Source organism: Micromonospora sp. HNM0581, from assembly GCF_012726175.1.
Taxonomy (GTDB): Bacteria; Actinomycetota; Actinomycetes; order Mycobacteriales; family Micromonosporaceae; genus Micromonospora.
The window spans coordinates 227668-248912 of the sequence record NZ_JAASAD010000001.1; the positions used below are offsets into that span (position 1 = coordinate 227668).

Annotated in this window: 18 protein-coding genes; 10 read left to right on the plus strand and 8 right to left on the minus strand. The window is 70.1% G+C overall.

Annotated features, from left to right (window positions below; translation table 11 throughout):
- Positions 1-271: 271 nt before the first annotated feature.
- Positions 272-1828 carry a glutamine-hydrolyzing GMP synthase gene (gene guaA / locus HCA58_RS01035; protein WP_169595835.1) on the minus strand — a complete coding sequence of 519 codons (1557 nt, stop codon included), beginning with the start codon at positions 1826-1828 and terminating at the stop codon, positions 272-274.
- A 338-nt stretch (positions 1829-2166) separates the two neighbouring features.
- Between guaA and HCA58_RS01040 the strand changes: the two genes are divergently transcribed.
- The gene (locus tag HCA58_RS01040) at positions 2167-3270 is read left to right on the plus strand and encodes an LCP family protein (RefSeq protein WP_205807222.1); all 1104 of its coding nucleotides are present in this window, start codon (positions 2167-2169) and stop codon (positions 3268-3270) included.
- A gap of 34 nt (positions 3271-3304) precedes the next feature.
- On the opposite strand, the gene HCA58_RS01045 is transcribed toward HCA58_RS01040, so the two are convergent.
- From HCA58_RS01045 to guaB, 3 genes are all read right to left on the minus strand, one after another.
- Positions 3305-4735: a M1 family metallopeptidase gene (locus tag HCA58_RS01045; protein ID WP_169595836.1), complete on the minus strand. Its 1431-nt coding sequence runs from the start codon at positions 4733-4735 to the stop codon at positions 3305-3307.
- Between the two features lie 117 nt (positions 4736-4852).
- Positions 4853-5971, minus strand: coding sequence for a GuaB3 family IMP dehydrogenase-related protein (locus HCA58_RS01050; protein ID WP_169595837.1), 1119 nt, complete (start codon positions 5969-5971; stop codon positions 4853-4855).
- Between the two features lie 37 nt (positions 5972-6008).
- Positions 6009-7571, minus strand: a complete 1563-nt coding sequence (guaB, locus tag HCA58_RS01055; protein ID WP_169595838.1) for an IMP dehydrogenase — start codon at positions 7569-7571, stop codon at positions 6009-6011.
- Between the two features lie 195 nt (positions 7572-7766).
- Here guaB and HCA58_RS01060 point away from each other — a divergent pair, with 195 nt between their 5' ends.
- Positions 7767-8177, plus strand: coding sequence for a DUF5319 domain-containing protein (locus tag HCA58_RS01060; RefSeq protein ID WP_169595839.1), 411 nt, complete (start codon positions 7767-7769; stop codon positions 8175-8177).
- Between the two features lie 59 nt (positions 8178-8236).
- On the opposite strand, the gene HCA58_RS01065 is transcribed toward HCA58_RS01060, so the two are convergent.
- Positions 8237-9037: a helix-turn-helix transcriptional regulator gene (locus HCA58_RS01065; RefSeq protein ID WP_169595840.1), complete on the minus strand. Its 801-nt coding sequence runs from the start codon at positions 9035-9037 to the stop codon at positions 8237-8239.
- A gap of 253 nt (positions 9038-9290) precedes the next feature.
- Between HCA58_RS01065 and HCA58_RS01070 the strand changes: the two genes are divergently transcribed.
- Positions 9291-9674, plus strand: coding sequence for a WhiB family transcriptional regulator (locus HCA58_RS01070; protein WP_169595841.1), 384 nt, complete (start codon positions 9291-9293; stop codon positions 9672-9674).
- Between the two features lie 57 nt (positions 9675-9731).
- Here HCA58_RS01070 and HCA58_RS01075 read toward each other — a convergent pair whose 3' ends face one another.
- From HCA58_RS01075 to groES, 3 genes are all read right to left on the minus strand, one after another.
- Positions 9732-11309, minus strand: a complete 1578-nt coding sequence (locus tag HCA58_RS01075) for a molybdopterin-dependent oxidoreductase (protein WP_169595842.1) — start codon at positions 11307-11309, stop codon at positions 9732-9734.
- Positions 11310-11509: 200 nt separating this feature from the next.
- Positions 11510-13153 (minus strand): chaperonin GroEL, encoded by a 1644-nt coding sequence (gene groL / locus HCA58_RS01080; protein ID WP_169595843.1) that lies wholly within the window; start codon positions 13151-13153, stop codon positions 11510-11512.
- 76 nt (positions 13154-13229) lie between these two features.
- Positions 13230-13544, minus strand: a complete 315-nt coding sequence (gene groES, locus HCA58_RS01085) for a co-chaperone GroES (RefSeq protein WP_089155197.1) — start codon at positions 13542-13544, stop codon at positions 13230-13232.
- A gap of 307 nt (positions 13545-13851) precedes the next feature.
- Between groES and HCA58_RS01090 the strand changes: the two genes are divergently transcribed.
- The 7 genes from HCA58_RS01090 to HCA58_RS01120 all read left to right on the plus strand — a co-directional run bounded on the left by HCA58_RS01090 (position 13852) and on the right by HCA58_RS01120 (position 21243).
- On the plus strand, positions 13852-15114 hold the full coding sequence (locus HCA58_RS01090) for a methyltransferase domain-containing protein (protein ID WP_169595844.1): 1263 nt from the start codon (positions 13852-13854) through the stop codon (positions 15112-15114).
- A 68-nt stretch (positions 15115-15182) separates the two neighbouring features.
- Positions 15183-15662 (plus strand): Cys-tRNA(Pro) deacylase, encoded by a 480-nt coding sequence (ybaK, locus tag HCA58_RS01095; protein ID WP_169595845.1) that lies wholly within the window; start codon positions 15183-15185, stop codon positions 15660-15662.
- A gap of 225 nt (positions 15663-15887) precedes the next feature.
- Positions 15888-16982, plus strand: coding sequence for a substrate-binding domain-containing protein (locus HCA58_RS01100; RefSeq protein WP_169595846.1), 1095 nt, complete (start codon positions 15888-15890; stop codon positions 16980-16982).
- Between the two features lie 100 nt (positions 16983-17082).
- Positions 17083-17898, plus strand: coding sequence for an ATP-binding cassette domain-containing protein (locus tag HCA58_RS01105; protein WP_169595847.1), 816 nt, complete (start codon positions 17083-17085; stop codon positions 17896-17898).
- Positions 17895-19154, plus strand: a complete 1260-nt coding sequence (locus HCA58_RS01110; protein WP_169595848.1) for an ABC transporter permease — start codon at positions 17895-17897, stop codon at positions 19152-19154. The genes HCA58_RS01105 and HCA58_RS01110 overlap by 4 nt, the downstream gene beginning before the upstream one ends.
- A 28-nt stretch (positions 19155-19182) precedes the next feature.
- Entirely contained in the window at positions 19183-20364 is a 1182-nt protein-coding gene (locus tag HCA58_RS01115) for an ROK family transcriptional regulator (protein ID WP_169595849.1), read from the plus strand.
- Between the two features lie 141 nt (positions 20365-20505).
- A complete protein-coding gene (locus HCA58_RS01120) occupies positions 20506-21243 on the plus strand; it encodes a DUF4142 domain-containing protein (protein ID WP_169595850.1) in 738 nt (245 codons plus the stop codon).
- Positions 21244-21245 lie beyond the last annotated feature (2 nt).

The following is a 21245-nucleotide window of genomic DNA, read 5'->3' on the forward strand; positions in this document are numbered from 1 at the left end:
CGCTACGTTGCGGGGACCGTGGAGGCCACAGCCGGCGCCCGGCGCGCCGCACGGGCCTGCCAGTTCACCCCGCCCGACCGTTCCCCGGACCGACCGGCCCGGTGCCGCCGACCGGACCGCCGGCACCACAGAACCCCACCCCGCCCGCAGGAGTCGGACCGGCACGTCCGGACACCGCTCCGCAGGCGGGGGCGACACCCAACCGGCACCACGACCGGCGCCTCAACCGCCGGCCTGAGGGACCGACGGCACACCACGGCCGGTCAGCACGTCACTCCCATTCGATGGTGCCCGGCGGCTTGCTCGTGACGTCGAGCACCACCCGGTTCACCTCGGCCACCTCGTTGGTGATCCGGGTGGAGATCCGCGCGATGACCTCGTAGGGCAACCGCGACCAGTCGGCGGTCATCGCGTCCTCGCTGGAGACCGGGCGCAGCACCACCGGATGCCCGTAGCTGCGCCCGTCGCCCTGCACGCCGACGCTGCGCACATCGGCCAGCAGCACCACCGGGAACTGCCAGACCCCGCGGTCCAGACCAGCGGCGCTGAGTTCCTCGCGGGCGATGAAGTCGGCCCGGCGGAGCACGTCGAGCCGCTCCCGGTCGACCGACCCGATGATCCGAATGGCCAGGCCCGGGCCGGGGAACGGATGCCGCCAGACCATCGCCTCCGGCAACCCGAGCTGGAGACCGAGCGTACGGACCTCGTCCTTGAACAGCGTACGCAGTGGCTCGACCAGTGCGAACTTCAGATCCTCGGGGAGCCCGCCGACATTGTGGTGGCTCTTGATGTTCGCGGTGCCGGTGCCGCCACCGGATTCGACCACGTCCGGGTAGAGCGTGCCCTGTACGAGGAACTCGACGTCGCCGTGCGAGGCGATCTGCCGGGCGGCGGACTCGAACACCCGGATGAACTCCCGACCAATGATCTTGCGCTTCTGCTCCGGATCGGTCACCCCGGCCAGCGCGCCGAGGAAGCGGTCAGCCGCATCCACCACCCTCAGCTTGATGCCGGTCGCCGCGACGTAGTCCTTCTCCACCTGCTCGGCCTCGCCCGCGCGTAGCAGCCCGTGATCGACGAACACGCAGGTGAGCTGGTCACCGACGGCCTCGTGTACGAGCGCGGCGGCAACTGCCGAGTCCACCCCGCCGCTCAGGCCGCAGATGACCTCCTTGTCGCCGACCTGCTCGCGGATCCGGGTCACCTGCTCGTCGATGATGTTCTCAGCCGTCCAGGTCGGCTCGATACCGGCGATGTCGTACAGGAAACGGGTGAGCATCTCCTGCCCGTACGCGGTGTGCCCCACCTCCGGGTGGAACTGCACGCCGACCCGTCGACCGGCCACGTCCTCGAACGCGGCGACCGGCGCACCGGCCGACTCGGCGGTGACCGTGAAACCCGCCGGGGCCTCGGTCACGCAGTCTCCGTGGCTCATCCACACCGGCAGGTCGGCCGGCAGGTCACGAAGCAGTACGCCCGGGTCGAGCAGACGGGGGCGCAGCGGAGTGCCGCCGTACTCGCGACTGCCGGTGCGCGTCACCGTGCCGCCGAGGGAACGGGCCATCGCCTGGAACCCGTAGCAGATACCGAAGACCGGCACACCCGCGGTGAACAACCCGTCGTCGACCTGCGGAGCGCCCGGCTCGTAGACGCTCGCCGGGCCGCCGGAGAGGATGATCGCGGCGGGTTCGCGGGCCAGCATCTCAGCCACGGGCATGGTGTGCGGGACGATCTCGGAGTAGACCTTCGCCTCGCGTACCCGGCGCGCGATCAGCTGGGCGTACTGGGCTCCGAAGTCGACCACGAGGACAGGACGCGGCAGGCTCATAGCCGACGATCCTACCCAGCGTAACGCCCCCTCCCCCCGCACGCCCCCACCCTCCCCCGCCGCGCAGGATCACGGAGTTGTGGCAGCCGTTGCGCACCTCCACACCCCTGGGCGAGATACCACGACTGCATCATCGCCACGCTCAGGGTCGGCAGGGCACGTTCTGCCTGGGCGGTGATGGTGAGCGACGGGTTGACCCCCAGGTTCGCCGAAACGGCAGAGCATAGCCGCATCATTACCTGCGGGTAGCCCTCGCGCCAGGACCCGATTCCGCGCGATCATGCTCCGCACCGCGTCGATCCCGACCGACCGGGACGCAACCCAAGGAGGCGGGAGCGATGCTCGGAGCCGACCGGAAACGGTTCACGCTGGTGCTGGCCGGTCTGGCCACGCTCGCGGTGATCACGATGATCGGCGTCGTGGTGGCCCGTACGGTCGGCGACGACCGCCCGGCGCCGGCCACCGCCACCGGCAGCCCGAGCACGTCACCCAGCGCCAGCACCAGTCCGAGCCCGCCGCCAGGGGCCGACGTCACCGGCCCGCTCAACCTGCTGCTGGTCGGGGTCGACACCCGGGTGAGCGTGCCCGGCTGGGAGCCGCACGCCGACGCGGTACTCGTACTGCACGTGCCGGCGGGGCTGTCCCGGGCGTACCTGTTCTCCCTCCCCCGAGACCTGGTGGTCGACATCCCGGCATACGAGGCGGCCGGCTACCCGGGCGGTCGGACCAAACTCACCCACGCGATGAGCTACGGCAGCCGGGTTCCGGACCAGCCCGGGCAGCCTGACCCCGCCCAGGGGTACGACCTGCTGCACCGCACGGTCAGCGGGTACACCGGCCTGCGCATCGACGCGGGCGCGGTGCTCACCTTCGGCGGCTTCGACAAGTTGGTCGACAGCCTCGGCGGCGTGGACATCCGGGTCGACCAGCGGGTGGTCTCGCGGCACCGGCAGCCCGACGGCAAACACCGGGAGCCGGGACCGGGAGTGGGCGGCTACGTCGGGCCGCAGATGGTCTACGAGCCCGGCGATCGTCACCTCAACGGCTGGCAGGCCCTCGACTACGCCCGCCAGCGCTACCTTCCCGGCGGCGACTACACCCGGCAACGCCACCACCAGCAGCTGATCCAGGCACTGATCGGCAAGATCCTCGACGCGGACCTGGCCCGGCAGCCCGACCGGGTCGAACAGGTGGTCGCGGCGTTGGGCGACGCACTGCTCTACGTCGGCGGACGCCGGATCGTGGACCTCGCGTACGCTCTGGGCGAGCTGCCACAGCAGGCGGTCACCCTGGTCGGGCTGCCCGGAGCGTCCGTGGGCCGGGGCAGTGCCTACCGGGGCGAGGAACTGACCGCCGTCGGCCGCCGCTTCCTCACCGAACTGCACGCCGGCAGGGCCGAGGCCTTTCTGACCGAACATCCGCAACTCAGGGTCGCGAGCTGATCCGACCGCTGCGCGATTCAGGGCCGGTTCCTGGTCAGGGCGGGGTGGGTGCGGTGGTGGAGGTCAGCCAGGTGTCGAAGAACCGGCCCAGGTCACGCCCGGAAACCCGCTCGGCCAGGGCGACGAAGTCGGCGGTGGTGGCCGTACCGTCCCGACGCTCGCTGGTCCACGTCCTCAGGATCTGGAAGAACGTCTCGTCGCCGACGGTACGCCGCAGGGCGTGCACGGTGAGCGCGCCACGCTTGTAGACGGCGGTGCTGAACATCTGACCGGGGCCGGGATCGAGGGTACGCCGGGACCAGTCGGTGGCCGCGTACTGCAACTCGAAGTTGCGCTGGGCGCTGCGCCCACCGTCGTGCTCCTCCCACAGCCACTCGGCGTAGCTGGCGAAGCCCTCGTTGAGCCAGATGTCGCCCCAACGGGCCAACGCCACACTGTTGCCGAACCACTGGTGGGCCAGTTCGTGGGCGACCACACTGTAGTTGGGTTCGCCGCCGCGGAAGAAGCCCGGCCCGTAGACCGGCCGGGACTGGGTCTCCAGCGCGTACCCGATCCGGTCGTCTGGAACCACCACACCGCCGTACGCCTGGAAGGGGTACGGCCCGAAGCGCGTGACCAGGAAGTCGGCGATCTCGCCGGTCCGGGCCAGGGAGGTCGCCGCCGGTCCGTCGGCCGGCACGTCATACGGTACGGCGGTGACCATGGGCTTTCCGGCGTGCTCGTCGGTGTCCACCCGGTAGTCGCCGATCACCAGAGTGGTCAGGTAGCTCGCCATCGGGGAGCGCTCCGCCCAGTGCCAGGTGGTCCAGCCGTCGGCGCTGGTCCGCTCGCCGGGCACCCCGTTACTGAGAGCGGCGAGCCCGTCCGGGACGGTGACCTCGATGTCGTAGGTCGCCTTGTCCGACGGGTGGTCGTTGACCGGGAACCAGGTGGCCGCCGAGTGTGGCTGGCCGAGCGCGATCGCGCCGTCGTCGGTGTGCTGGAAGCCGCCGCTGCCCAGCACACCGTCGCCGTCGGCCTCGGGCACACCGCCGTAGGCGACCTTCACCGTGAACCGGGTTCCGGAGTCGAGCCCCCGGGCCGGGGTGACCACGAGTTCGTCATCGTCACGCTGATGCTCGGCGGAGGTACCGTCCACGGTCACCGAACTGACCTCCAGCCCGGACAGGTCCAGGTTGAAACGGGACAGCCCGTGGGTCGCGGTCGCGGTGATCTCGGCGTTGCCGGTGAGCCGATCGTCGGCGGGGTCGTACCGCACCCCGAGTCGGTAGTGAGCGACGTCGTATCCACCGTTTCCGCTACCCGGCACGTACGGATCCCCGGCGTCGACGCCGCCCGGCCGAAGTCCGTCGGGCCCCACCGCGTCCCGGTCACCGATGCCGCTGACCAGCACCACCGCCGCCACCACGGCAGCGGTCACCGCCGCCACACCTGCTCCCCACCATCTGCCAGCCCTGCTGTCCATCAGCCCGAGCCTACTGCCGCCACTTCCGTCGATCGTGGACTTGTGGAACCCGGCGGATCGGGCGTAGATCACTCGAACCGGGCACCACCACTGCATGATCGATGCGGAGAGGTCGGGTCAGCGGTCCAGGACGAGGCCGACCTTCTGGAACTCCTTGAGGTCGCGGTAGCCGCACTTGGCCATTGCGCGGCGCAGGCCACCGAAGAGGTTGAGCTGGCCGTCCGGCTCGTCGGCGGGACCGAAGAGGAGGCGTTCCATGGAGCCGAGGGGCTCACCGGCCGTCTCGAACGCGCCCCGGGGCAGCGACGGATGGCTGGCCGCCGAGTGCCACCAGGAGCCACCGGCCGGCGCCTCCTCGCAGAGCGAGAGCGGCTCGCCGAGCATCACCGCGTCCGCGCCGCAGCCGAGGGCCTTGGCGATGTCGCCGGAGGTCCGGATTTCACCGTCGGCGATCAGGTGTACGTACCGTCCTCCGGTCTCGTCGAGGTAGTCGCGTCGGGCCGCGGCGGCGTCGGCGATCGCGGTGGCCATCGGCACCCGGATGCCGAGCACCGACTCGGTGGTGGACCACTCGTCCCCGCCGATACCTATGATCACGCCGGCCGCGCCGGTACGCATCAGGTGCAGCGCCGTCTTGTAGTCGGTGCAACCGCCCACGACGACCGGAAGATCGAGATCGGCGATGAACTCCTTGAGGTTGAGCGGCTCGTCGGTGGTCGACACGTGCTCGGCCGAGACGATGGTGCCCTGGATGACCAGAATGTCGACGCCCGCGTCGAGGATGACCGGCGCCAACGCCAGCGTGTGCTGCGGTGAGACCCGCACCGCCACGGTGGCACCGCCGTCGCGCAGCTCACGGACCCGCTCGGTGATCAGGTCCGGTCGGATCGGCTGGGCGTACACCTCCTGGAGCCGTTTGGTGGTGCGGGCGTCGTCGTCGAGACCACCGAGTTCCTCGAGCACCTTGCTCGGGTTCTCGTAGCGGGTCCACAGTCCTTCGACGTTGAGTACGCCGAGGCCGCCGAGCTGACCGAGCTTCGCCGCCGAGGCCGGGCTCATCGTCGCGTCGGACGGGTGCCCGACACATGGAATGCCGAACTGGTACGCGTCGAGCTGCCATCCGGTGGATACGTCGTCGACGTCCCGGGTCCGGCGGGACGGCACGACGGCGATGTCGTCCAGGTGGTAGCCGCGCTGCGCGGTCTTGCCCAGCCCGATCTCGACCACGTCACGCATGGGGCACTCCAGGTGTGTTCGCAGGTGGTGGGAGGGGTCAGCGGGTGTGGTAGTTGGGCGCTTCGACCGTCATCTGGATGTCGTGCGGGTGGCTCTCCTTGAGCCCCGCCGCGGTGATCCGGATGAGCTGACCCCGCTCGTGCAGCTCGGGGATGCTCTCCGCGCCCGCGTACCCCATCGCCAGCCGCAGGCCGCCGACCAGCTGGTGGGCCACCCGGGCCAACGGCCCACGGTACGGCACCTGGCCCTCGACGCCCTCCGGCACGAGCTTTTCGTCGCTCGTCACGTCCTGCTGGAAGTAGCGGTCCTTGGAGTACGACTTGGCCTGCCCACGGGACTGCATGGCGCCGAGCGAACCCATCCCGCGGTACGTCTTGAACTGCTTACCGTTCACGAAGATCAGCTCACCGGGGCTCTCTTCGCAACCGGCCAACAGGCTGCCCAGCATCACCGTGTCCGCCCCGGCGACAAGCGCCTTGGCGATGTCGCCGGAGTACTGGATGCCACCGTCACCGATGACCGGCACACCGGCCGGACGGGCCGCCCGGCCGGCCTCCATGATCGCAGTGATCTGCGGTACGCCGACGCCGGCCACGATCCGGGTGGTGCAGATGGCACCCGGGCCGACACCGACCTTCACCCCGTCGGCGCCGACGTCGACGAGTGCCCGCGCACCGGCGTAGGTCGCCACGTTGCCACCGACGATGTCGACGGCGACGTCCTTCTTCAACCGGCTGACCATTTCCAGCACCGCACGCTGATGACCGTGGGCGGTGTCAACGATGATCACGTCGACTCCGGCGTCGACGAGCGCCCGGGCACGCTTGTACGCGTCCTCGCCGACGCCGATGGCGGCAGCTACCCGCAGTCGGCCCGCCTCGTCCTTGGTGGCGCTCGGGTACTGCTCGCTCTTGGTGAAGTCCTTGACGGTGATCAGCCCACGCAGCTTGCCGGAGTCGTCGACGATCGGCAGCTTCTCTACCTTGTGCTGGCGTAGCAGGCTGAGCGCCTCGTCCTTGCCGACCCCGACCCGGGCGGTGACCAGCGGCGCCTTGGTCATGATCTCGCGGACCGGCACGGCCGGGTCGGAGACGAAGCGCATGTCGCGGTTGGTGACGATGCCGACCAGCTGGCCCTGGGCGTCCACCACCGGCACCCCCGAGATGCGGTACCGCCCGCAGAGCTGGTCCACCTCGCGCAGGGTGTCGTCCGGGCTCGCGGTCACCGGGTTGGTGATCATGCCGGACTCGGAGCGCTTGACCAGGTCCACCTGGAGCGCCTGGTCCTCCACCGAGAGGTTGCGGTGTAGCACACCGATGCCGCCCTGGCGGGCCATGGCGATCGCCATCCGGGCCTCGGTGACCGTGTCCATCGCGCTCGACAGCAGCGGGATGGAGAGCGAGACGTTACGGGTCAGCCGGGTGATGGTGTTCACCCGGCTCGGCACCACGTCGGACTCGCCGGGCTGGAGCAGCACGTCGTCGAAGGTCAGCCCCAGCGGCACCACCCTGGCTGAACCGGCGGGCAGCTCGGGTAGATGCCCGCCCAGCTCGCCGCCCTCGATGCCGGCAGGACGGTCGGTACGGGACGAATTCTCCACGATTGCTCTCCTGAGCTGCTCGAACCGGGCTTCAGCGAGGTGGCACGGGGCACCGGCGAAACGCCGGGCGAGGGTGCGTCAGCCTCATCGTACCCACTGGCGCTTCTACTGCCTGAACCGCGCGGCGCCTGCCCCGGTGACGGCTCGCACGACCGGGGACAGGCGTCGACGGGGGCAGGGGACTACGGTGAGGGGGTGCACGACGATCCCATCGACCCGTTCACCGGCGACCCGACCGATCCGGCGGCCAACCTGGACACCCCCGGGGAGGACGCGCCGCTGGACCCACTGACCGACGTCGAGCGCCAGGACGTGCTTGAGGACCTCGCCGACCTGGAGATCTACCAGGCACTACTCGCGCCGATCGGGGTACGCGGGCTGGTCATCGAGTGCGAGGACTGCCGGGAGCCGCACTACTTCGACTGGGACCTGCTCCGGGGCAACCTGCGGCACCTGCTCAGTTCCGGGCGCCCGCGGGTGCACGAGCCGGCCTACGATCCCGATCCGGATCATTACGTCACCTGGGACTACGCCCGCGGTTACGCCGACGGTGTGCACGACACCCTCAGCGAGGGCACCGAGGACCAGCCTGACCCGGATCGCTGACCGGTCGGCTTCAGCCGGGGGCCGGTCAGCGGATCAGGGTGACGGCGGGCGCGGAGCGTTCAGGCGACCAGCCCGGCCCGAAATCCGGCGGCCACGGCGTGTGCCCGGTCACGGGCTCCGAGCTTGCGGAACAGCCGCCGGGCGTGTGTCTTCACGGTGTCCTCGGAGACGAACAGTTCCCGACCGATCTCGGCGTTGCTCTTGCCCTCGGCCATGCCGAGCAGCACCTGAAGCTCCCGCTCGGTGAGGCCGATCACGGATCGGTCGGTTCGCGGCCTCGACGTGGTCTTCTCCGGCTCGGTTTCGGTACCGGTCTCGGCGGGATCGTCGCCACGCTGCACCGGCACCATGGCCGGACCACCCGACGCGTCTGTACCCGGCCAGGCGGTGGGTGCCTCGCCACCGGCGCGACCGCCGGGTGCTGGCCGGGCCGGGCTGCCGACCGTCGCGGCGTCCCGGGCAGGGTCGGCGATGCGGTGCCGGTTGGCCCGGCCGGGCGCGGCCAGCAACAGCAGTGCCTTGGCGACAGCGCTTGTCAGGTCCTGGTCGACACCCTGGATCAGCCCTCGCGCCCCGGCGCCGATGGTCGCCGCCGCCGCCCCGGGCTCCTCGGCGCCGAGCAGCAGGACGGCGGCCTGCGGGGCACGCGCCAGCACCCGGCGCACGAAGCCGGCGCTGTCCGGGCGGGTCAGGGCGGTGTCGGCGAGTACCACATCGGCCGGACGTTCGGCCAGCCGCAACATCACCTCGGGGTCGGAGACCGCCGTCCGGACGGCACCCGACAATCCCAACCGCGCTGCCGCGGAGGTCAGGTGCTGCGCCGCGAGCGGCGTTCGAACGCACACAAGAACGGTACGCACAGGCATCTCCTCTCCGCTGACGAGCAGACCATGAGCGGCCCTGCCCGGGAGGAGGTTCCGGGCAATCCTCCCAACTTTTCCGACCTATAGGGCATTTGGTGCAATCCGCCGAGTGTTCTGGATCATAGGAGTGTGAAGCGAGGGACGCGCGGGTAGGGAGTGTCACAGGCCGGGAACGGTGCGCCCGCGCGGCCCGCCGCCCGGACAACCGGCCACGAGCGTCTCGCGGTGCCGCGCGAGAGGAGGGGTGCTGATGTCGAACGTACGTAGACTGCCCGGACCCATCATCGACCTCTGGGACTGGCAGCGACTCGGTGCCTGCCGAGGCCGCGACAGCGCCCAGTTCTTCCACCCCGACGGCGAGCGTGGCTCGTCCCGGCTACGCCGGGAATCCTCCGCCAAGGCCGTCTGCCGCACCTGCCCGGTCCGGGCCGAGTGCGCCGCGCACGCCCTGGCCGTACGCGAGCCGTACGGCGTGTGGGGTGGCTTCAGCGAATCCGAACGGCTGCGACTGCTCGCGGTCGGTTGGGAGGACCTCGCCGACCGCCGGCAGACCCGCGTCGACGTCAATCGACTCGAGGCCAGGTTGGGTAGCTCGCACCGGTCCACGGTGCCCATCCAGCGCAACGTCGCCTGACCGACCGCATCGCCGACGCCGCGTCCGGCCCGGGCGCGGCGTCGCCCTGTCGGAAGATCAGCCGACGGTGAGCGTCACGGAGTGCCAGCCCGTCGCTCCGTCGGGCGCGACGTCGCGCGGCTCGCCGGTCTGCGTCTCGCCGGTGCTGTCCGTCGCCCTGACCTGGAGAGTGTGCTCGCCCGGGGTGGCCTGCCACTGCCACGACCACTGCACCCAGGTGTCCACCGAGACCGTCGACGCCAACCGGGCCTCCTGCCAGGGCCCTTCGTCGACGCGTACCTCGACGCGGTCGATACCCCGGTGCTGCGCCCAGGCGACCCCGGCGACCGTGACCGGGCCGGCGGCTGGTCGGTTACGCGGTCGGGGCGTGTCGATCCGCGACTGCGTCTTCACCGGCCCCTGCGCCGACCAGCCCCGCGGCACCCAGTACGCGTCGAAGTCCGCGAAACTGGTCAACTCCAGTTCGGTGATCCACTTGCAGGCCGACACGTAGCCGTACAGGCCCGGGACGACCATCCGGGCCGGGAAACCGTGTTGCACCGGCAGCGGCTCGCCGTTCATTCCGACAGCGAGCAACGCGTCCCGCCCGTCGCGCAGCACAGCGGTCGGTGTGCCGCAGGTCCAGCCGTCGACGGAACGCCCCACCACCTGGTCGGCCCCGTCCAGCGGCGCCGCCTCGTCGAGCAGTTCCCGGATCGGTACGCCGAGCCAACGGGCGTTTCCGATCAGGTTGCCGCCCACCTCGTTGGACACACAGGCCAGCGTCACGTACCGCTCCACCATGGGGCGGGCGAGCAGATCCGTGTAGCTCAGCGTGAGCGGGTTGCGGACCCGACCGTGAATGCGCAACTGCCAGGACTTTGGATCGACCTGCGGCACCACCAGCGCGGTGTCGATGCGGTAGAAGCCTCGGTTCGACGTGACGTAGCTCGCCAACCCGGGCAGGGTAAGCTCGGCGCCGGCCGGCACCGGCGGTGCGGGAGAGACCGGAGCCGGCAACGTGACCGACTCGCGGGCGGCCGACACCCCCTGACGCCCGGCAAGCCACCGCCCCGCCACTCCCCCCACGGTGGCGACCCCGAGCACGGCGCCGATCCCGGTGAGGAACCGCCGCCGCGAGTCCGGGTCGTGAGCGGCCACCGCAGGCCCGGCCGCAGCGGGCGGACCGGTCGGCGACGGTGAGGCCCAGGGCCAGGGGTCGAGTTCCAACGGGCCGGCCACGAACGCCCACAGCGCGGCTCCGCCGACCACCGCACCGAGCAGTGCGGGTAGCACGTCGGCGGCATCGGCATCGGCACGGGTCAGGGCCGCCGTCGCACCGATCCCGCCGAGGACGACGATGCCGGCCAGCCCCACAGTCAACCGGCGGGAGGCAAGTACACCCAGCAGTGCGGCGAAGCCGCCGAGCAGCAGGGCCGTACCGACCAGGAGGGCGACCTTGTCGTAGACGCCGAAAACCTCGATGCCGAACCGCTTGACCGGCTCCGGGACGGTGTCCACGACGACACCGCCGACCGCGACGAGCGGAGACGACCGGGGGCCGGTCAGGGCGGCGACCAGTTCTGCGGTGCCGATGGCTGCCGCGGCGGCGGCGACGCCCGCCAAGGCGGCGAACCGGGGTGTCGTGCTGCTCACCCGCCCAGTGTTTCCCACCTTACGACGGTCCGGTAGCGCCGCGGGCGTCCCGTAACCTCTCGTCACCGTTACACCGGTGACGTGGGTGCGTCGAAGGTCGCAGGACCCCGACGATCCCGCTGTGACAGGCGCCGCAGCCGCTCACCCACGTGGGGCGCACCCGCCTTCGACGGGTGCGCCCCACGTTCGGGATACCAGGCTCAGAAGCCCGGACCGTGCTGGTGGCCGTGGCCGTGCGAGTGGCCGTGGCCTCCCGCGGCGGGCTCCGGCTCGGCCGGCTTCTCCACCACCAGGCTCTCGGTGGTGAGCAGCAGTCCGGCGATCGAAGCGGCGTTGGTGACCGCGTTGCGGGTCACCTTGACCGGGTCGATGATGCCGGCCTTGGTCAGGTCGACGTAGTCGCCGACGGCGGCGTCGAGGCCGTGGCCCCAGTCGCTGCCGGTGACCTTCTGCACCACGACGTAGCCGTCGTGGCCGGCGTTCTGCGCGATCCACCGCAGCGGCTCGACAAGCGCCTTCCGCACGATCGAGACGCCGACCTTCTCGTCACCGGTGAAGCCGAGGTCGTCGTCGAGCACCGGCAGGACCTGCGCCAGGGCGGCACCGCCGCCAGGCACCGTACCCTCCTCGACCGCAGCCTTGGTCGCGGCGATGGCGTCCTCGATGCGGTGCTTGCGCTCCTTCATCTCGACCTCGGTGGCCGCGCCGACCTTGACCACCGCGACACCGCCGGAGAGCTTGGCCAGCCGCTCGGCGAGCTTCTCCCGGTCCCACTCGGAGTCCGAGGCCTCGATCTCCTTGCGGATCTGAGCAACCCGGTCGGCCACCTCGCTGGCCTGGCCACCACCGTCGACGACCGTGGTGTTCTCCTTGTCGACCACGATGCGCCGGGCGCTGCCCAGCACCTCCAGGCCGACCTGGTCGAGCTTGTAGCCCAGCTCGGGGGCGACCAGCTCGGCGCCGGTGAGGATCGCCATGTCCTGGAGCATCGCCTTGCGGCGGTCACCGAAGCCGGGCGCCTTGACCGCGCAGACCTTGATGGTCTTCCGGATCGCGTTGACCACCAGGGTGGACAGTGCCTGACCCTCGACGTCCTCGGCGATGATGAGCAGCGGCTTGTTGTTCTGGAGGACCTTCTCCAGCAGCGGCAGCAGTTCCTCGATCGCCGAGATCTTCTGCGTGGTGATCAGGACGTATGCGTCCTCCAGCACGGACTCCTGCGACTCCGCGTCGGTGACGAAGTTCGGCGAGATGAAGCCCTTGTCGAACTGAAGGCCCTCGGTGACGTCCAGCTCGGTCTGCAGGGCGGAGCCCTCCTCGACGGTGATCACACCGTCGCGGCCGACCCGCTCCATCGCCTCGGCGATCAGCTCACCGATCGTGGCGTCCTGCGCGGAGATGGTCGCCACGTGCGCGACCGACTTCTTGTCGGAGACCTCGACGGCCTTACCGAGCAGAGCTTCGGAGACCTTTGTCGCGGCGGCGTCGATGCCGCGCTTCAGGCCCGCCGGGTTGGCGCCCGCGGTGACGTTACGCAGGCCCTCGCGGACCATCGCCTGGGCGAGCACGGTCGCGGTGGTGGTCCCGTCGCCGGCGACGTCGTTGGTCTTGGTCGCCACCTCCTTGACCAGCTGCGCGCCGAGGTTCTCGTACGGGTTGGTGAGCTCGATCTCCTTGGCGATGGTCACGCCATCGTTGGTGATCGTCGGCGCACCGAATTTCTTGTCGAGGACGACGTTGCGCCCGCGCGGCCCGAGGGTGACCTTGACCGCGTCCGCGAGCGCGTTGACACCGTGCTCAAGCCGGTGCCGGGCGTCGTCCGAGAAGCTCAGGATCTTCGCCATGAATGTCCCTTCGAAGCGACGTCGCCCCGGCCCGGCGAGCCGGACCGGGGCAACGACACTGATCGGTCTGTCCTACTTACTTCTCGATGACCGCGAGGACGTCGCGGGCGGAGAGCACCAGGTACTCCTCGCCGGCGTACTTGACCTCGGTGCCGCCGTACTTCGAGTAGAGAACGGTGTCGCCGACGGAGACGTCGATCGGCACACGGTTGCCCTTGTCGTCGATCCGGCCCGGGCCGACAGCGAGGACGGTGCCCTCCTGCGGCTTCTCCTTGGCGGTGTCGGGGATCACGATGCCCGAGGCGGTGGTGGTCTCGGCCTCGTTCGCCTGGACCACGATGCGGTCCTCGAGCGGCTTGATCGCAACCTTGGTCGCGGTAGTCACGGGCATACCCTCCTGGGGTACTGGTTTCGTTGCCGATCGGCATGCCGATCGGCGTCAATCTGCCACATGCCACCGGGCGGGGCCGTCGTCGCGGGTGCCGGTCCGCCTGGCGTTCAACCCCCGGACACCAGGGCCCGGAGATTGGCACCCTCGGGGTGAGAGTGCTAATCGCAGGTTATTCCTCGGCTAGCACTCCGTCAAGGAGAGTGCCAATGCACCACTCTCGTGTCGCCCCTCCCTCCCCCGCAGCCGGCCACGCCACCCACCGGTGGGCGCCTGCGTCGGGTGGTCGGACGGGCGAAAGAATGGTCCGGTGGAGCTGGAGCAGTTCGGCGAGTTGCGTACGCCTGAGGGGTTGGCGGCGCTCGACTCGGCCGCCCGGATGGCCGGTCACGATCCGCTGGCCGCAGCGGCGGCGCTCCGCTCGGACGGGGTGCCCGGCGGGCTCGCGGCGGCGGCGCTGACCCAGGCGGACCTACGTCGCCGGGCAGCCGGCAAGTTCGGGCTGCTGGCGGCCCGCATGTTCTTCACCAGGCCGGGGCTGGAGCAGGCTACCCGGCAGATCGTCGCGGACCGGCGGGCGCGGCGGCTGCGCGCCGCCGGAGTGAACACCCTGGCCGACCTGGGCTGCGGTCTGGGCGCCGACGCGCTCGCCGCCGCCCGCACCGGCATCCAGGTGTACGCGGTGGAGGCGGACCCGCTCACCGCCGCGCTCGTCGAGGCGAACGTCCAGGCTGCCGGGCTGGCCGATCTCGTCACCGTCGAGTGTGGTGACGCGACAACGTTCGACGTGACGCGGGTCGACGCGGTCTTCTGCGACCCGGCCCGGCGTCGGGCCGGCACCGGCCGCCGGATCTTCGACCCGAACGCGTACTCGCCGCCGTGGGACTTCGTCACCGGCCTGGCCGAACGGGTGCCGCGCACGGTGGTCAAGGTCGCGCCGGGCATCGACCACGCGCTGCTTCCGACCGGTGTCGAGGCCGAGTGGGTGAGCATCGACGGCGATCTGGTCGAAGCGGCCCTCTGGTGCGGCGAGCTGGCACAACTGCCCCGCCGCGCAACCCTGTGCACCGAAAGGCGCCCGGTCGACGCCTCCGCCAGAGCAGGAGCCTCTGTCGATCGACCGGGCGACGGGGCGCACCGCGACGACGGGCCGACGGCGTACCAGCTGACCGGGGCAGGGACACGCGAGGCACCGGTAGGGCCGGTACGCCGCTTCGTCTACGACCCGGATCCGGCGGTGGTCCGCGCCCACCTGATCGCCGAGTTGTCCGCCGAACTGGACGCCACCCTCGCCGACCCGACGATCGCCTACCTCTACGCCGACGCGGCACGGCCCACGCCGTACGCCCGCTGTCTGGAGGTGACGGACGTGCTGCCGTTCTCCCTCAAACGGCTCCGTGCGTTGCTGCGGGACCGGCGGGTCGGCCGGGTCGAGATCCTCAAGCGCGGTTCCGCAGTTGAGCCCGAGCGCCTCCGCCGCGACCTGCGGTTGGCCGGCGACCAGTCGACGAGCCTGGTGCTCACCCGGGTCGCTGCCGCCCCGACGGTACTGGTCTGTCGGCCGGTGTCCTGAAGTGCACCCGCGACTCGCCGGGTGAGAGGGCACTGGATCAGGAATCCGGCCGGGGCTACCTTGGCGGCATGGCGGGACGTGGTACCCCGGCGATCGCGCTTCTGGTGAAGCGGAGGGTGGACCACCGCACCCACCCGTACGACGTCTCGCCGGACGAGCCCGACTACGGCGCCCGGGTCGCCGCCGCTCTCGCGGTGGCTCCCGGTCGGGTCTTCAAGACCCTGGTCACCGAGGTCGACGGGGCGTTGACAGTTGCGGTGGTGCCGGTGACCGGCGAACTCGATCTCAAAGCGCTCGCGGCGGTGGTGGGTGGCAAGCGGGCGGCACTGGCCGAGCGGGCCGTAGCCGAACGGGCCACCGGGTACGTACGCGGCGGAATCAGCCCACTGGGCCAGCGGCGACGCCTGCCCACGGTGGTCGATGTCTCCGTCTCGGGGCATCCGACGGTGTACGTCTCGGCCGGACGTCGGGGGCTGCAACTGGAGTTGGCGCCGGCGGACCTGATCGCCCTCACCGACGCGGCCCTCGCTGTCCTGACGGCTGGTTGACCTGCTTTCCGGCGCCTGATTCGTCGGCGGCGTCGGTCGTCGGCGGGGACACAGGCACCGAAACGGGATGGTGGCGGTGAGATGTCGCTGGCGTTGCTGAATTGTTACCGCCGACAACAAACTCGTGACCGGCGCACCCTTGTGCGGGCGGAGTGACGCGAAATACGTTGCCGGGCACAACAAAACAACACCGACACCCTTCCCCACCTCGAAAGGACCCTGCTCATGCGCAAGGGCTTCCTCGCCGTCGGCACCGTGGGCATGCTGGCCCTCGGCAGCCTCACGGCCTGTGGCGACAACTCTGACGGCGACCAGGCCGGCTCCGAGAAAACCCCGAAGATCGGCGTGATCCTGCCGGACAGCAAGTCCTCCGCCCGCTGGGAGGGCGCCGACCGCAAGTTCCTGGAAGAGGCGTTCAAGGCCGCCAACGTCGACTACGACATCCAGAACGCCCAGGGCGACAAGACCCAGTTCCAGACCATCGCCGACCAGATGATCACGAGCGGGGTCACCGCGCTGATGATCGTGAACCTGGACTCCGGCACCGGCAAGGCCGTCCTCGACAAGGCCAAGTCGCAGGGTGTCGTCACCATCGACTACGACCGCCTCACCCTCGGCGGCTCGGCAGAGTACTACGTCAGCTTCGACAACGAGGCTGTCGGAAAGCTCCAGGGTGAGGGCCTGGTCAAGTGCCTCACCGACGCCAACGTGCAGAAGCCGGCGATCTCCTACCTGAACGGTTCGCCGACCGACAACAACGCCACCCTGTTCAAGAACGGCTACGCCTCCATCCTCAAGCCCAAGTTCGACGCCGGCGAGTACACCCAGGTCGCTGACGACTCGGTGCCGGACTGGGACAACGCACAGGCCGCGACAATCTTCGAGCAGCAGCTCACCAAGGCCGGCGGCAAGATCGACGGTGTGCTGGCCGCGAACGACGGCCTCGGCAACGCCGCGATCTCCGTGCTCAAGAAGAACAACCTCAACGGCAAGGTCCCAGTGACCGGCCAGGACGCCACCCCGCAGGGCCTGCAGAACATCCTCGCCGGCGACCAGTGCATGACCGTCTACAAGGCGATCAAGCAGGAGGCGGACGCCGCAGCGGAGCTGGCCATCTCGCTGGCCAAGGGCGAGCGCAAGGAGACCGGCCAGACCGTCAAGGACCCGGAGAGCGGCCGAGACGTGCCGTCGGTCCTGCTCACCCCGACGGCGATCTACAAGGAGAACGTCAAGGACGTCATCGCCGACGGTTTCGTGACCAAGGACGAGGTCTGCACCGGCAACTTCGCTGCGCTCTGCACCGAAGCGGGCATCAGCTGACCTACCGGCCTAGGCGGCGCCGCCCGGCACGGTGAACCCGCCGGGCGGCGCGCCGCCCCTGGACAGGCTCCGATCTCCCTCCGTCAATAAGGAGAACCCCGTGTCCGCGACCCCTCTGCTGGAGCTACGCGGGATCGACAAGAGTTTCGGTCCCGTCCAGGTTCTACGCGACGTCGCCTTCGCCGCCTACCCCGGTGAGGTGACCGCGCTCGTCGGCGACAACGGCGCCGGCAAGTCGACGCTCGTCAAATGCATAAGCGGCATCTACCCCACCGACGCCGGTCAGTTCGTCTTCGACGGCCGCCCGGTGAGCATCCACAGCCCACGCGACGCCGCCTCGCTCGGCATCGAGGTCGTCTACCAGGACCTCGCGCTCTGCGACAACCTCGACATCGTGCAGAACATGTTCCTCGGCCGCGAGAAACGTAGCGGCATCGTGCTCGACGAACCGACGATGGAACAGATGGCGTCCGAGACCCTGGCCGGGCTCTCCGTACGCACCGTCAAGTCACTACGCCAGCACGTTTCCAGCCTCTCCGGCGGCCAACGCCAAACCGTGGCCATCGCCAAGGCGGTGCTGTGGAACAGCAAGCTGGTCATCCTGGACGAGCCGACCGCCGCGCTCGGCGTCGCGCAGACCGCCCAGGTGCTCGAACTGGTCCGACGGCTCGCCGACAACGGTCTGGCCGTCGTGCTCATCTCACACAACATGAACGACGTCTTCGCCGTCTCCGACCGGATCGCCGCGCTCTACCTCGGCCAGATGGTCGCCCAGGTGAAGACCACCGACATCACTCACGCGCAGGTGGTCGAACTGATCACCGCCGGTCGCTCCGGTGGGCTCGGGCTCGCCGAGTCGGCCACCAACGGTAACGGCCCGGCGCCGGCCGGCAGCACCACGGGAGGCGTCTCATGAGCACCACCGCCGTCAAGCACAACGGACCGACCCCCGTCGCACCGGCAGCCACCGTCGGCAGTCACATCCGCGACTACTGGCGTCGGGTACGCGGTGGCGACATCGGTGCGCTGCCCGCCGTCCTCGGCCTGCTCGTGCTCTGCACGGTCTTCTCGATCATGCGACCGTCGTTCCTCACCACGGTCAACCTCGCCAACCTGTTCACTCAGGGCGCGGCGGTCACCCTCATCGCGATGGGTCTGGTCTTCGTCCTGCTGCTCGGGGAGATCGACCTGTCGGCTGGTTTCGCCAGCGGCGTCTGCGCGGCGGTCCTGGCCAACGTGGTCACCGTGCTGGGTTATCCCTGGTACGTCGCGGTTCTGGCCGCCGTACTCACCGGCATGGCCATCGGCACCACGCTCGGTCTCCTGGTCGCCAAGATCGGCATTCCGTCCTTCGTGGTCACCCTGGCCGGCTTCCTCGCCTTCCAGGGCGTGGTGCTGTTGCTGATGGAGGAAGGCCGCAACATCTCGATCCGCGACTCGGTGCTGGTGGCGATCGCCAACCGCAACCTGCCCCCGGTCCTCGGGTGGACGCTCGCCGCCATCGCCTTCGTCGGCTATGCCATGATCCAGTTGCGACGCTACCGGAGCCGCGCCGCGCGCGGCCTGGTGAACGATCCGATCACCGTGGTGCTGGCCCGGATCGTCGGCCTGGCGGTCATCCTCGGTCCGGCGGTCTACCTGCTCAACCAGGAGCGCAGCTTCAACCCTCTGTTCAACTCGCTCAAGGGCGTACCGATCGTGGTACCGATCATCGCCATCCTGCTCATCGTCTGGACGTTCGTGCTCCAGCGGACCAGCTACGGCCGGCACATCTACGCGGTCGGCGGTAACAAGGAGGCCGCCCGTCGGGCCGGCATCAACGTGGACCGGATCCGGATCTCGGTCTTCGTCATCTGCTCCACCATGGCTGCGATCGGCGGCATCGTCGCCGCCAGCCGGGCCAACTCGGTCGACCCGAACACCGGCGGCAGCAACGTACTGCTCTACGCCGTGGGCGCGGCCGTGATCGGTGGCACCAGCCTCTTCGGCGGTAAGGGGCGGGTACTCGACGCGGTTCTCGGTGGCGCGGTGGTCGCGGTGATCGACAACGGGATGGGTCTGATGGGCTACAGCTCGGGCGTCAAGTACGTGGTCACCGGCGTGGTGCTGCTTCTCGCCGCCAGCGTCGACGCCCTGTCACGCCGACGAGCCGCCGCCAGCGGCGGTCGCTGATCCGCTGCACCGAGGGTAGTCACAACCGATGCGCGTGGGACCGAGTCAGGACGAGATTCGTCGACAGAATCTCGGTGCCCTGCTGCGCTACGTGCACGTGCACGGTGCGACCACGCGCGCGGAACTGACCACCGCGCTGGGGTTGAACCGGAGCACCATCGGCGCGCTCACCGCCGACCTCGCCGCGGCCGGCCTGGTGACTGAGGGGGCGCCGAAGGAAACCGGCCGGGCCGGACGACCGTCGCTGGTCGTCCGGCCCGAGTCGGACCGGGTCTTCGCATACGCGTCCAGCATCGAGGTGGATCGGCTACGCGCCGCACGGGTCGGGCTCGGCGGCGCCGTCCTCGACCGCCGGGAGCTGGACCGACCACCTGGCCTGACCGCAGCCGAGGCCGCTCCGCTGCTGGCCGGCGCGGTGAAGGAGATGCGGCAGGCGCTGGCCGAGAGCGCCCTGTGCGTCGGTGCCGGGGTAGCGGTCTGCGGCATGGTCCGCCGAGACGACGGCCTGGTCCGGCTCGGGCCGACCACCGGCTGGGTGGACGAACCCATCGGCGCTGCGCTCGGCACGGAACTCGGCGTGGACGTTCCGGTAACGGTAGGCAACGTGGCCGACGTGGCAGCGTTCGCCGAACATGCCCGTGGTGCGGCGGCCGGCTGCGACAACGTCATCTACCTCTACGGCGACGTCGGCGTGGGCGCCGGAATCATCGCCGGTGGGCGGCGGCTGACCGGGCACGGCGGCTACAGCGGCGAGGTGGGACACATGGTGGTGGTCCGCGACGGAGCCCGCTGCGCGTGCGGCAACCGGGGATGCTGGGAGACCGAGATCGGCGAGCACGGGCTGCTCCGGGCCGCCGGGCGCTCTGACGCACGAGGCCGGGAGGCGATGCTCGCGGTCTTCGACGCTGCCGACCGTGGCGACGCCCAGGCCCAGATCGCGGTACGCCAGGCCGGTGACTGGCTCGGCTTCGGCGTCGCCAACCTGATCAACATCTTCAACCCGGAGATGGTCATCTTCGGGGGCACCATGCGTGACCTCTATCTGGCCGCCGCAGCGCAGGTGCGTAGCCGACTCAACTCCAACGGGCTGCCGGCCTGCCTGGAACACGTGCGGCTGCGGACGCCGAAGCTCGGTGAGGACGCTCCTCTGGTCGGCGCGGCCGAACTCGCCTTCGATCGGCTGCTGGCCGATCCGCTCGACGTCAACTGACCTCCAGTTCCAGATTTCGCGAGCAGGTTTCGCCAACCGGTGAACTGTTCAGCCGCACCATCCGTACCTGGATGCGGACGGCCAACGGGGAGGGACGTCCTTCGCTAACGATCGGTTCTCGTCCGAGGAGGCGCCGCAGACATGGCACCGCTGGATTCCGCTCGTCGCCGGCAGGGCAACCGGTCCCGTCGCTTGGCGGTGCTGCTCACCACGCTCGTCGCAGCACTCGTCACCATGCCTGGTGTGGCAGTTGCCGCGCCTGCCGCGCAGCAACTCGCCGCCGCCGACCAGGCCCTGCTGGACGGGGTACGGCTAGCCGGTCTCTGGGAGATGCCGGCTGGGCAGATGGCCGCCGAGAAGGGCCAATCACAGGTCGTTCGTGAGGTCGGGGCCGAGATCGCCCGACAGCACGAGGAGCTCGACCGCATCACCGTCGATGCGGCCAACAAACTCGGGGCCGTTGTTCCCAATTCACCTACCGCTGAGCAGCAGGGCTGGCTCACCGAAATGAAGGACTCCAACGGCGCCCGCTTCGACCAGATCTTCGTCACCCGACTGCGGGTGGCCCACGGCAAGATCTTCCCGGTCATCGGCGCGGTCCGGGCCAGCACCCGCAACGAGGTCATCCGGGACCTGGCCAACTCGGCGAACAGCTTCGTCGGTGACCACATGCGGATGCTGGAGGCCACCGGCCTCGTCCGCTACGCCGAGTTGCCGCCCGCCGCGCTGCCCGCCCCCGGCAACGACGGCCTGCTCGCCGCCGCGTCAGCCAACACCGGCCCGCAGATCGGCGTCAGCAACACGCTCATCTGGGCGATCTTCATCGGCGCCCTCGGAACCGGCGGCTTCCTCACGTACCGCATGTTCCGCCGCAACTGACC